At 66.0% G+C, this 11,602-nt stretch carries 12 protein-coding genes; 4 read left to right on the top strand and 8 right to left on the bottom strand.

All coding sequences use genetic code 11. The features are described 5' to 3' along the window. Positions 1 to 207: 207 nt before the first annotated feature. The 5 genes from CH276_RS12540 to CH276_RS12520 form a co-directional block, all read right to left on the bottom strand. Complete coding sequence (locus CH276_RS12540) at positions 208 to 810, bottom strand: cadmium resistance transporter (protein WP_008720461.1); 603 nt, start codon at positions 808 to 810, stop codon at positions 208 to 210. A gap of 94 nt (positions 811 to 904) precedes the next feature. Further along, positions 905 to 1,450, bottom strand: a complete 546-nt coding sequence (locus CH276_RS12535; RefSeq protein ID WP_008720462.1) for a signal peptidase II — start codon at positions 1,448 to 1,450, stop codon at positions 905 to 907. Next, positions 1,447 to 3,402 carry a heavy metal translocating P-type ATPase gene (locus CH276_RS12530; protein WP_008720463.1) on the bottom strand — a complete coding sequence of 652 codons (1,956 nt, stop codon included), beginning with the start codon at positions 3,400 to 3,402 and terminating at the stop codon, positions 1,447 to 1,449. Before CH276_RS12530 ends, CH276_RS12535 begins: the two co-directional genes overlap by 4 nt. Next, entirely contained in the window at positions 3,399 to 3,779 is a 381-nt protein-coding gene (locus tag CH276_RS12525; RefSeq protein ID WP_008720464.1) for an ArsR/SmtB family transcription factor, read from the bottom strand. The genes CH276_RS12530 and CH276_RS12525 overlap by 4 nt, the downstream gene beginning before the upstream one ends. Before the next feature lie 297 nt (positions 3,780 to 4,076). Beyond that, positions 4,077 to 4,436 carry a MerR family transcriptional regulator gene (locus CH276_RS12520; protein WP_008720465.1) on the bottom strand — a complete coding sequence of 120 codons (360 nt, stop codon included), beginning with the start codon at positions 4,434 to 4,436 and terminating at the stop codon, positions 4,077 to 4,079. 428 nt (positions 4,437 to 4,864) lie between these two features. Here CH276_RS12520 and CH276_RS12515 point away from each other — a divergent pair, with 428 nt between their 5' ends. Next, entirely contained in the window at positions 4,865 to 5,242 is a 378-nt protein-coding gene (locus CH276_RS12515) for a BlaI/MecI/CopY family transcriptional regulator (RefSeq protein ID WP_008720466.1), read from the top strand. Continuing rightward, positions 5,239 to 6,195 carry a M56 family metallopeptidase gene (locus CH276_RS12510; RefSeq protein ID WP_008720467.1) on the top strand — a complete coding sequence of 319 codons (957 nt, stop codon included), beginning with the start codon at positions 5,239 to 5,241 and terminating at the stop codon, positions 6,193 to 6,195. Before CH276_RS12515 ends, CH276_RS12510 begins: the two co-directional genes overlap by 4 nt. 494 nt (positions 6,196 to 6,689) lie before the next feature. On the opposite strand, the gene CH276_RS12500 is transcribed toward CH276_RS12510, so the two are convergent. From CH276_RS12500 to CH276_RS12485, 3 genes are all read right to left on the bottom strand, one after another. Further along, positions 6,690 to 6,986 (bottom strand): hypothetical protein, encoded by a 297-nt coding sequence (locus CH276_RS12500; RefSeq protein ID WP_008720468.1) that lies wholly within the window; start codon positions 6,984 to 6,986, stop codon positions 6,690 to 6,692. Between the two features lie 978 nt (positions 6,987 to 7,964). Beyond that, positions 7,965 to 8,690 carry a YoaK family protein gene (locus tag CH276_RS12490; protein ID WP_008720488.1) on the bottom strand — a complete coding sequence of 242 codons (726 nt, stop codon included), beginning with the start codon at positions 8,688 to 8,690 and terminating at the stop codon, positions 7,965 to 7,967. A gap of 852 nt (positions 8,691 to 9,542) precedes the next feature. Then, the gene (locus tag CH276_RS12485) at positions 9,543 to 9,854 is read right to left on the bottom strand and encodes a DUF4229 domain-containing protein (protein ID WP_008720486.1); all 312 of its coding nucleotides are present in this window, start codon (positions 9,852 to 9,854) and stop codon (positions 9,543 to 9,545) included. 80 nt (positions 9,855 to 9,934) lie between these two features. On the opposite strand from CH276_RS12485, the gene CH276_RS12480 reads away from it, so the two are divergent. Next, positions 9,935 to 10,726, top strand: a complete 792-nt coding sequence (locus CH276_RS12480; RefSeq protein WP_032373348.1) for a DUF3105 domain-containing protein — start codon at positions 9,935 to 9,937, stop codon at positions 10,724 to 10,726. Then, positions 10,723 to 11,481, top strand: coding sequence for a DUF305 domain-containing protein (locus tag CH276_RS12475; RefSeq protein WP_008720482.1), 759 nt, complete (start codon positions 10,723 to 10,725; stop codon positions 11,479 to 11,481). Before CH276_RS12480 ends, CH276_RS12475 begins: the two co-directional genes overlap by 4 nt. The last annotated feature ends 121 nt before the right edge of the window (positions 11,482 to 11,602 follow it).

Raw genomic sequence — 11,602 nt, 5'->3', positions numbered from 1 at the left:
CGGCGGTCGATTCGGCAAGTCCGGTCCGATTGTCGCACCGTGGTCGATCTGATGATCGCCGACGGATCGACCGAGTATCGATGCGCCGCCCTTTGCTCACCCTCACGCTTCGATCGATGGCATGGAGGTGACGCCACCGGGCGGTGGCGGGAACCGATCTGAGTCGGGCCGTAGCGGTTCCGCAGGCTGCGCGCGAGCGGGTGTCGGTCATGACGCGGCGGCGATCAGCCGGGCGAGAACTCCGGATTCGAGGAGGATGAAGAGACCCAAGCCGATGAACACCGCTGGGACGAGCCAGTGCTCGACCCGTTCGAGAGTGTCGACGACCTTCCTGCGAGTGCCCAGCAGCCTGCCGGCGTAGCACCAGATCCCGACGCAGATCAGGAACACGGCGATGGTGACTGCGGTCTGTGGTGGACCGAGCGTCCGAAAGACCGGGGTGTAGACGGCGATGTTGTCGGCACCGTTGGCGATGGTGATGGCAGCAACGCCTGCCATTCCGGTGGCAGCGACCGGGGGTTCGTCCTCGTCGTCGCTGCGCAGCCAGCGGATCAGCGTCCAGAGCCCCAGCGACAGGGGCAGCACACCGAGTAGCCCGACCCATTCTTGCGGCACGATCACCAGTCCCAGAGCGGCGACGACGCTGGTCGCGACGAGGGTGATCAGGCCGAGGTACTGGCCGGTGACGATCTGCCACGCCCGCGGCCTACCCTGGCTGGCGGAGGCGACGAACAGCACCGTCAGCACGACGATGTCGTCGATGTTGGTGCCGGCGAACATCGCCACTGCCGCGGCGATGGTGGTGATCACTGCCGCACCGGGCGTCGGTGAGGATGTAACCGGACGCCCCCGGTGCCGCACGCGACCGTCATGGAGGTCGATCGGATTCGAGGTCGGGGAGCAGTCATACGGATCGTTGCTCCGTGCCCGTGGGATCGACGCGGGTTCGGCCCTCCCGGAGCGACGCGAGGACGACCAGGACTACGCCGCATGTGAGGTAGGTGTCGGCGAGGTTGAAGGTGGGCCACCATCCGGTGTGGAAGTAGTCCGTCACGCGGCCGTCGGCAGCGCGGTCGATGACGTTGGCGGCCGCTCCGGCGACGACCGCCGACAGCCCCACCGTCCCGGTCAGTGAGCCGACGGGGACGGTGCGCCACGCGTACACGGCGATGGCGAGAGTGATGATGGCGGTGACCGCGATGATGACCCCTGGCGGCAGCCCGTTCCCGACGCTGAAGGCGACACCGCTGTTGTAGGCAAGCCTGAGTTGCAGCAACCCCAGTTCGATGACGCGGCCGTCGGAGAGTGCGCGGCGGGCGACGGGGTCGGCCGCGAGTGCCGCCGCGACGAGGACGGCGACGACGATCGCCAGGGTCCACCGGGATCGAGTCGCCGAGCGTCCCCCGGTCGAGACACCCGGCATCGGGCCCGAAGTGGGGTCTGGGCTCATGTCCAGGCCTCGGCTGCTGCCGGGGCAGGTGCGGGCACCGCTGCGGCGGACAGGGGGTGGGTGCGGCCGGCGCGGACTCCGTTGGCGATGACCACGATCTCGGCGAGTTCGTGCACCAGCACCACCGCGGCCAGGCCGAGGATTCCGAACAGGGCGAGCGGCATCAGCACGGTGATGATCGCCAGCGACAGCCCGACGTTCTGCAGCATGATGCGTCGGGATCGGCGCGCGTGGGCCAGGGCGTGCGGCAGGTGCCGCAGGTCCTCACCCATCAGGGCGACGTCGGCGGTCTCGATGGCCACGTCGGTGCCCATGGCGCCCATGGCGATACCGAGGTCGGCGGTGGCCAGTGCGGGGGCGTCGTTGACGCCGTCGCCGACCATCGCGGTCGACCGGCGGCCCTTCAGGTCGCCGATGATGCGTGCTTTGTCCTCCGGTCGCAGATCCGCGTGGACCTCCTCGATGCCGACGTCGGCGGCCAGTGCGCGGGCGGTGCGTTCGTTGTCCCCGGTGAGCATCGCGACGTGGTACCCGTCGCGGCGGAGACCGGCGACGACTTCCGCGGCTTCGGGTCGCAGTTCGTCGCGGACCGCTATCGCGCCGAGGGTGCGGCCGTCCTGTTCGACGAGGACGGCGGTGGCTCCGGCGTGCTGCATCCGTTCCACGTCCGCGGCCAGCGGGCCGGGGTCGATCCACCCTGGTCGGCCGAGGCGGACGTCGTCGCCGCAGAGGCGGCCGGTGAGGCCGGCTCCGGTGACTGCGACGACGTCGTCGGCGGGTGTGTGGTCGTCGACGGCGGCGAGGATCGCCGCGGCCAGGGGGTGCTCGCTGCGCACTTCCAGCGCTGCGGCCACGGCGAGGACCTGTTCGCGGGTCGCACCGTCCGCGGTGGCGACGTCGATGACGACCGGCTTGTTGCGGGTCAGGGTGCCGGTCTTGTCGAGCGCGATCACGCGGATGCGGCCCAGCGCCTCAAGAGCTGAGCCTCCCTTGACCAGGACGCCGAGTTTGCTGGCGGCGCCGATCGCCGCGACGACGGTGACCGGGACGGCGATGGCCAGTGCGCACGGTGAGGCGGCGACGAGGACGACCAGTGCGCGTTCGATCCATACCCGTGGTTCGCCGAGCAGGCTGCCCACGGCGGCGATGAGGGCGGCGGCGACCATGATTGCCGGCACCAGGGGCCTGGCGATCGTGTCGGCCAACCGCTGAGCCTCACCCTTGCGGGACTGCTCGGCCTCGACGATCCGGACGATCTTGGCCAGCGAGTTGTCCTCGGCACGTGCGGAGACCTCCACCTCGAGAACGCCGGTTCCGTTGATCGCCCCGGCATACACGTCGTCGCCGGGCCCGGCCTCGACGGGCACCGATTCGCCGGTGATCGCCGAGGTGTCGAGCGCGGTGGTGCCGCGGCGGATGGTGCCGTCGGTGGCGATGCGCTCGCCGGGCTTGACGATCATCATCTCCCCGAGCATCAACTCGGTCGGCGACACCGCCTGCTCGAGGCCGTCTCGTCGGACTGTGGCGGTGTCGGGAACCAGGGACAACAGTGCCCGTAGACCTCGCCGTGTGCGGGCGACCGCGTACTCCTCGAGGCCCTCGCTGATCGCGAACAAGAACGCGAGCATCGCGGCCTCGCCGACCTCACCAAGGATCACGGCACCGACCGCCGCGATGGTCATCAGGGTGCCGACACCGATCTTGCCGCGCGCGAGCCGCCGAAGGGTCGACGGGACGAAGGTGTAGCCGGCGACGATCAACGCGAGTGATTCGAGCACCAGGGTCAGCCGATCAGGGCCGCCGATCCAGTCAATGATCAGCCCTGCCGCCAGCAGTGCACCGGCCACCGCGGCAGCTCGGATCTCGGTGATCTGCCACAGCTTGTCGGGTTCGTGCTCCTCGTCGCCGTCCAGGCGGGGTTCGTCGTGGCCGCAGCCGCATGCGTCGCTCATCCGGTCACCGCCGACCCGGCGGGCGCGGTGCCGTAAACCGGGCAGAGTGCCACCGCGTTCCCCGTGACGGCGAGGAGGGTCTCGGCCGAAGCGAGCAGGTCCAACAGTTCCGGCCGGACGAGGGAGTAGAACACCTGCCGGCCCTGGGGGCGACCGACGACCAATCCGCAGTCCCGCAGGCACGCCATGTGCGCCGATACCGTCGACTGTGCCAGCCCCAGCTCGCTCACCAGGTCCGCTACACGCACCTCCCTGCTGGCGAGACGGCGAACGATAGCCAACCGTGTCGCATCGGAAAGGCTGTGGAACAACGACACTGCCGCATCGAAAGTCGACGTGGAACCGCCGGGCAGGCGGCCATCCTTATTGATCGTCATGCAACGATGATAGCATCTAAGCCCGGTATGATCGCTATGCGTGAATGCTCGGCCCCGGTCTCGTCGGCACGAGTCCGATCCTCGTCGTGCCGTACTGAGACAGGACGACGGCACGACGAAGAACACCTCCGTGGTGTGGGACCCGGTCACCGGACCTGCGGACGCACGCGACAAACCGCAGTTGCTCCGTACGGCGCGGTCGAGATCGCCGACTTCCCGATCGCGGTGGCACCTGCTACGAAGGCGCTTTCGATTCCCTACTCGCCGAATCCGTCCGAGACGGCGAGGAGGCCGAGGTCAACCAGCTGCATTGCGGGTCGAACGGCGCGCCGACGCGTCGGGAGTGTCGTCGAGACGATCGAACGCACCGGTCATTGCGGCATGCAGCTCGGTGAGCTGCGCGATCGACTCCTCCTCCCGGGTGATGTGCTCGCGCAGTGTTGGCCGCAGCCCGGTCTTCACAGCGGCGCAGGAGTCGTTCTCCCATGCGCGCAGCATCGTCTTGATCTGTGGCAGCGTCAGTTTCGAGCTTTTCGCGGCGGTGATGAACGCCAACCGTTGCTGTGCTCGTTTGTCGTAGACGCGGTACCCGTTCGGGGCTCGGTCCGCCGGCAGCAGCCCCTCGCTTTCGTGGAAGCGCAGCGTCGTCGCCGGCACCCCGTCGCCGAGGAGAGTTACGAGATCAGATCAGCAGGGCTTCGGCAAGCCTGGTCTTCGTCCGTACGCAATCGTCAAAGACTGCGCTCGCCCTGTCGATTCGTTCTGTACGACGCCGCGCGAGAGGCTCGCCCGGCAAGCTTCCCCCGACTTTCGGGAAGTCGGGGGAAGTATCCTATCGCAGGTCGTCAGCCGGTCAGCAACACATCATTGCGGCGCACATGTCCCCACACATGCCGGTGGCCATCATGATCTGGCAATCCCACCACGTCTGCAGGTTGGTCATCAGTTCGGTCATCGGAATCTCCCTCAATTCTGGTCCCGAGGAGACGGGACATCACGACCATATACTGAGTACGTACATAGATAGTAGATGTCGTGTTACCGACGACCCTAGGATCAGGAGACGACAGGGCAGGAGGCGATAGGTGCGGGTGAACGGATTCGGTGAACTCGAGGCGGTAGTGATGGATCGCCTGTGGGCCCGCGGTGCGCGAAGCACCGTGCGGGAGTTGTTCGACGAATTGGCCGAGCAGCGGGTGATTGCCTACACCACGGTGATGTCGACGATGGACAACCTGCACCGTAAGGGCTGGTTGGAGCGCACCCGTAGGGGCAAGGCGTTCGACTACTGGCCGACGTTGTCTCGCGAGGAGCACAGTGCCCGGCTGATGCGTCACGCGTTCGCTGCGGGCGGCAAGTCGGACCTGGTGCTCACCCATTTCGTCGAGCAGATGAGCGACGAAGAGTCGGAGCGTGTGCGAAGAGCGTTGCGCAGACTGACCGACCCCGGCCAGTCGCGATGACTCTGACTCTGTGCCTGCTGCTCTACGGGCTCGTGGTCTCGGTAGCCGGTCCGCCTGTGCTCGCGCGACTGACCCGCCGGGGCATCGCTCCGCAGCTCGGGATAGCTGCCTGGAGTGCAGCAATGGCGGTGGTGATCCTGACCTGGACCGGCGCGGCGATCATGCTCGTCACCGAAGCGGTGCATTGGAACAGAGACGCTCACTGGGTGTCAGCGTGCGTCGTCGAGGTGCTCCGGTCGATCGACGGCCGTGCCGCAGCACTGCTTCAGGGAACACTGATAGCAGTCTCCGCGGTCGCTGCGGCGGCGCTTCCGTTGGTGGTGTGGAGGGCTGGGCGGGGCATGCTGCGGATGCGAACGCACACGCTTCGCCACGCCCGGACGGCGAGGGTGATCGGCCAACGCCTGCCCGGTACCGACGCGGTGGTCGTCGACACCGCGGATCGGCTCGCCTACTGCGTTGCTGGCCGTCCGAAGACCATCGTGATCACTACTGGTGCCCTGGATGCACTCGTCCCGGATCAGTTAGGCGCCGTCTTGGCGCACGAACGTGCTCACCTAATCGGTCGCCATCACCTGCTGCTCGCCTCTGTTCGCGGACTCGCCGCGGCAGCTCCATGGATGCGGTTGTTCCGCGACGGGGCGACCGAGATCGCCCTGCTGCTCGAGATGTGCGCGGACGACAGCGCTGCCCGCTCCCATGGTCGGCGGGCGCTACTCGGTGGTCTGCTCGCCCTCACTGGTTCGTCCGTCGCTCCCGCGGGTGCCCTCGGCGCGAGCGGAGGCGACGTGCTCGCTCGTGCTCATCGCCTCACCGTCGCTGTGTCCACCCCCGTGCACGCGCGGGCCCGCACCCAACTGTCCTTGATCGTCCTCTCGATCACCGCGAGTCCGATCGTGTTCGGTGCCCTCGCCGCTGCGGGTGTGATCATGTGTGGTCCGATGGGCTCTTGAGTGGTCCTGCCAAGAGCGGGTCGATCGGTCAGTGGTGACGGCAGTCGCCGCGCCGAGCCAATTTCAATCGTGCGCCCTCGTCCGTCGAGCGACGGGTAGAACTGTCCCTCGGGTGCGGGGGCGTCGTTATGCAAGGCGATCAGGTTGCCGTCGGTGTCGACGGTTGCGAACTGCGTCGATCCCTGGTCCGTCGAGACGGGACGGCCCGCATCTGCGGGATGAAGAACGCCCGCACGGGACATCTCGTCGGATCGACGACCGCCGGATTCAGCGACGTCCGCGACTCCGCACTCAAAAAGGGATGCGGGCCCCCGAGCACGGCTGTATCACCTTCATTGTTCGGTGTCACCGAAGGCATTAACAGCACGCCGAACACCGTCAGTGCTTTCAGCAAACCGGCCGCCGGAGCTGTGCCCCGTCGACCATGCCGATCAGCTGACTGTATGTCACCGACGATACCAATGAGTACCCCCTGGGGTATCCCGATTCGGGTGTCAGCCGAGGATGGCTTCCCGGAGCTGAGCCATGCTCGGCGCACCCGCCGGCCCGTCACCTGTCATGTACACACGGCAGGCCAGACCGACTGCGGCGGATGTGTCGCCCATGACGTCGACGCCGTCGACGAGAACGGTCGGAGAGCCACGAAAACGCACCTGTTCGGCCATGTCCACCGTGTCCACGCGTTGATAGACGAGCACGGCGTCCGAGTGTTCCGCGGCGAGGAGCTGCAACCGTTCAGCAGTGACCGTCCAGTTCGGGCAACCGTCGAAATACTGCAGGGTGATCTCCATCCACCCACGGTATATCCGTGCTGAAGTTGGCAGCGCACAGGTCGTAGAATTCGATTACGCGGAAGGAGACGGAGTGCCGAACTTCTCCCGTCACTCTCGACGGAAAGGGCTTGCTCATGAATCTGTCCAGTGAGAGTGACGGCACCTCGGCCTGTTCCTGCTGTGGTCGCGATTTCCCGACCGTGAAGTTGCACTCCCTGGCAGGGGGAGCTGCCTATATCTGCCGACGTTGCGGACTGTGGGTTGCGATCCGTCGACGCTAGAGAGAACAGCGTGGGTGTACCGCTCTTCAGTAGGCTGCCTGCACCGATACGTCGTCTCGGCCATGGCGTACCGCCGTACGCAACCGGCGCGCGTCGCCCGTGCGGCTCGATCCGGCCCGTACCAAAGCCCGGGTCGGCGGCGTCCACCGCCGCGACCTTTCGCGGCCATGTCGCGCAGATTCTGCGATTGGTTCCCGTCGACCACGTGAAGAGGCTGTTGCTGCGCCTCGTCCAGCGTCACTCGTACACAGATCGGGTTGTCGGACATGTGCAATGCGTTCACCGACTCGTCGATCGACCCACCGAGCGCGATGGCCAACGCGTAGCGATGCGGGCGAACCACCCGCGGTTGTCCACAGCGGGAGACCCAGAATCTGCCGTATCCGTCGTCGGCAATGGCTCCGATCCGGATCGCACACGGGGACCGATGCGGCCGTGCACGACGTAGCTGCGAAACCGAGCTCGCTCGTCGGCGTCGCCGACTATTGACGGTTTCGGCACCGACCTCCCAACCCACCTAGCAACTACCGGCATCGCTGACGCCTTGGCGAAGAGATCAGGGCCAAGCGAGAGATGGTGTGTATCGAACATCCTCTCCACACGCTCAAACCGATTGATTCACGTTGCGACAGTGTTTCTGTTGGTCGAGTCCGCCGGTGGAGCAGAACGATCTCGGGAGCGCGGACCCGTAGGTTTTCGCTGGCCGGGAATAGACCTATCCCCATAGGGATCGTCGCTCGGTGTGAGTGAAGGTGAAGATGCTTGCAAGCAGGCTGATGGCTGCGGTAACCAGGAGTACTTGAGGTCCGGTGATCGCGGCACCGATCAGAGCCCCGGCTGCGCCTCCGGCTGCGAAGGACCCGAGAAGCATTGCATAGCAAAGCCAGTCGAGGTAAGTACCGCCGCCCAGTAGGTGTCTTTCGATCCCTTGGCCCAGTTTGACGACGGTGCCGGTGACGTAGCTCAGGGGGATGTAGGTTTCTTCTCGTTTCGTGAATGCTGTGTTGAGCGCGCCGAGAGCGAACGCAACCAACAGAATGGGATAGAAATTTACGTCGTCGGACGCCCAGCCGGATATCCCGATATCGATGAGCCCTGCCGCGGCGAGGGCGATGGTCGTGACAACTGTTGCTCCGTGTGGGTGATTGGACCAGTATCGGCGGCGGCAGATCGACGCGATCACCACTCCCGCCAGAAAGGCACCCATCAAAGCCAGCGCCGCCCACGGCGATGCGCCGGGTGCAACGGGCTTACCTTCCGGACTGCCGAAATGCCCGATGACGGCGCGTTCGGTGTTGCCGGTCATGAACGTCACGAAATACCCCGCCGAATGCAGAAATGCGACAGCACCCACCATTCCGGCCAGCGCGGACAGTATCCACGACAGTCGCGCCTCCGCGCCGACGGCTGTTTCGCGGCTGAGTGCCACAGAAGATGTCATGCAACCAAGTCTCCCGGCCGTGTACGGAGCCGCAAGTCGATGAGGTGCAGCTCACTCGGCGGTTCTTCGGTGTTCGTATTCCCTTCGGAAGCAATCGAACTCCCACCTGCACCTCGTCTGCCGACCTCGGTGACAAGCCCACCCAGCGGTGTAATTTGCGTGCTCAAGTAGCACGTACTCGCGGCCCATCCGCGCGTGGTCAGTTCCATCCCTGTGGATCGGTGGGCGGCACAGTGTCCGGATATCAGCCGATGAGTCGGAAGGCTTCCGTCCCGCCGAGATGTGGGAACGCTGGCGTACTGTCCTGCGGTTCTATCGCTACCCCTCGACGCTACTACTCACCGAGCACGTACCGGGGGAGACTTTTCCCGGTATGTGCAGGTGGCCGGTGCGTCCAGGCCCCGTCGCCGTTCCGATCGACCGGTGGGGTCGTGCCGTTTCCCGCCGACCCGATGCCCCAGGTAGCGGTCGGGGCGGTCATCGCTGCTCACCGCTCCGGGCGACTGCCCCGGCGCGATCCACGCCCGCCCCTGTCGTGGCGACGCGGTCGTGGCGAGCGGGAAACTGACGTCACCGGCACACCACCGCACCCGGTGTCAGCTGCACCAGGCTCGGACTACTAGCTAATCGGTGTCGATGCCCGCCGCCGTGCCCACGCCGCTCTGGCCGATGTGCCTGACCTCGTCGATGATCTCGAGTATCGGATCGAGACTCTGATGCACCGCACCCTGGAACTACTAGACATCGAGCCGGACGCCGAAGCGTCCGTCGAATGGGTCGGCGAACAGTGACCGACACGGACGATCCGCCAACGCCAACGCCAACGCCAACGCCGAAGTCCGTGCGCCGACGTCACGGTTTGTCGGTGCCGGGTCGTCCCGCCGCGGGGCCTCGCTTCTTGATCGAGCGCGTGCGATCGACTGCTTCGATGTCCGCATTGATGGTTCGGCGGAGCTTCCTCAGGGTCAGTGCCGACAGCGGCAGGCTTGCTGCAAGTGCGCCAAGCAGTACCAACACGAAGGAAATGTCAAGGCTCGTCAGTGCGTCGACGGCCAAAAGCACTCCTGCGGCGACACACACGAAGAGCAGGCGTGCACCGTTGTAGGCCAGCACATGAAGGGCAAGCTGCCCGCGAGCAGTTGAGGGTGCGCGGAACACCGGCATCGGCCGTCCTGTCGTGCGTAGGGGCTTCCTGGGACCTTGATTCAAATACTATGGTGCATAGTATTTGATGGAGGAGCAATATGAACAGCAGCAGAAACCCCGCCCGAGGCCGACGGAGCTCGACTCGGCGATCACGCCCAGCCGGAGTGCCCGGGGGCGTGCGCGCTCCCTGGGCGGTGATAGGCGCGGGTGTCGTCATCGTCGTGCTCGTCGGTGCGATCGGATACAACCTGGCCCCCCGCGTCCTCGAACGCAATCAGGCCGAGCGGTTCGCGCCGACCGCCGACGACCCGGACCCCTCCCGCGGCATCGACGGCGTCGTCGAGGTCGAGTATCCGGCCGCGCGGCACGTCGAACCAGCTCAGAGAGTTGCCTACGATCAGAGTCCGCCGTTCGGCGGCCCTCACGACCAGACCTGGGCGACGTGTACCGGAGTGGTGTACCCCGTCCCGCTACGCAGCGAGAACGCGGTTCATTCGCTCGAACACGGGGCGGTGTGGGTGACGTACGACCCGAACCGGGTCTCCTCCGACGAGGTCGGTTCACTCGCCGGGCGGGTCGAGGGCGAGCCCTACACGATGATGTCGCCCTACCCGGGCCTGACGGCACCGATCACGCTGCAGTCGTGGGGCCATCGACTCGAGCTCGACAATGCCTCCGACCGGCGCATCACTCAGTTCGTCGCTGCTCTGCGACAGAACCCCTCGACCCACCCCGAGAGCGGAGCCAGTTGCTCGACCATTCCCGGCGCGTTCGATCCCGACAACCCGCCGCCGTTCGACGCCAGCGAGCCAGGACCGGACGCGGTGCCCCTCGAGGAAGACCCGGCCCTCGACAGTGCGCCAGCGCCGATGGGGGAGGGGAGTCGATGACCGTGCACGGCCAGGCCGACGATGCCCAGATCGACGATGCACAGAACGACAGTGCACAGAATGACGCCGCGGAAACGGGACCCAGATCCAGGCCCAGGGCACTGCTCATCGGCTTGGCGGTGACAGCTCTCGTCCTGTCCGGCGTCCTCATCGGCGTACTGCTCACACCGGACAGCGCACGAGTGGCCGTACCGGCATCGAATTCGGTGGATGTGGGTTTCGCGCAGGACATGTCGGTCCATCACAACCAGGCGATCGAGATGTCGGCGATGGCGTTGGGACGCTCGACGGATCCGGTCATCCGGACCCTCGCCTTCGACGTGTTGACCTCGCAGCAGAGCCAAGTCGGCACGATGCAAGGCTGGTTGACACTGTGGGACAGGCCATATCTGCCCGACGGCCCGACGATGACGTGGATGACCGGGGCCAGCTCGACAGGGGGTCACCCGATGGACATGAGCGCGTCCGCGAACGACAGCGGACAGGACGCGACGTCGATGCCCGGCATGGCCAGTACCGCCGAGCTGACGGCACTTCGCCGGATGAACGCCGAAGAATTCGACGGCCGGTATCTACAACTGCTCCGCCGCCACCATCGTGGGGGAATCCCGATGGCAGAGCAGGGAGCAGCGAACGCGACAGTTCCCGCTGTCGCCGCGCTCGCGGGCTCGATCGCCTCCGCGCAAACCGCCGAGGTCGGTCAGATCGATGTCCTGCTGAGCGCACACGGGGTCTCACCGTTGCCGGAGAGCTGACGCCGATATCTAAATACTATGTTGCATAGTAATAACGATTGGGATGACCCCCATGACCGGCATCGGCACGCATGAAAAGGCGTCGAATCGTCGAGTTACTGTGCAAAGCACTCACTTTCGA

The sequence above is a fragment of the Rhodococcus sp. 06-470-2 genome (assembly GCF_002258235.1).
Taxonomy (GTDB): domain Bacteria; phylum Actinomycetota; class Actinomycetes; order Mycobacteriales; family Mycobacteriaceae; genus Rhodococcoides.
The sequence above is the reverse complement of the archived record's forward strand: the minus strand, read 5'-3'. Positions and strand labels throughout refer to the sequence as shown.

Excerpts from the sequence above, each read along its gene's own strand:
- CH276_RS12500 (WP_008720468.1), bottom strand. The coding sequence starts at position 6,986 with ATGGAGATCACCCTGCAGTATTTCGACGGTTGCCCGAACTGGACGGTC.
- CH276_RS12535 (WP_008720462.1), bottom strand. The coding sequence starts at position 1,450 with ATGAGCCCAGACCCCACTTCGGGCCCGATGCCGGGTGTCTCGACCGGG.
- CH276_RS12485 (WP_008720486.1), bottom strand. The coding sequence starts at position 9,854 with ATGCCGGTGTTCCGCGCACCCTCAACTGCTCGCGGGCAGCTTGCCCTT.
- CH276_RS12480 (WP_032373348.1), top strand. The coding sequence starts at position 9,935 with ATGAACAGCAGCAGAAACCCCGCCCGAGGCCGACGGAGCTCGACTCGG.
- CH276_RS12530 (WP_008720463.1), bottom strand. The coding sequence starts at position 3,402 with ATGAGCGACGCATGCGGCTGCGGCCACGACGAACCCCGCCTGGACGGC.
- CH276_RS12475 (WP_008720482.1), top strand. The coding sequence starts at position 10,723 with ATGACCGTGCACGGCCAGGCCGACGATGCCCAGATCGACGATGCACAG.
- CH276_RS12525 (WP_008720464.1), bottom strand. The coding sequence starts at position 3,779 with ATGACGATCAATAAGGATGGCCGCCTGCCCGGCGGTTCCACGTCGACT.
- CH276_RS12510 (WP_008720467.1), top strand. The coding sequence starts at position 5,239 with ATGACTCTGACTCTGTGCCTGCTGCTCTACGGGCTCGTGGTCTCGGTA.
- CH276_RS12490 (WP_008720488.1), bottom strand. The coding sequence starts at position 8,690 with ATGACATCTTCTGTGGCACTCAGCCGCGAAACAGCCGTCGGCGCGGAG.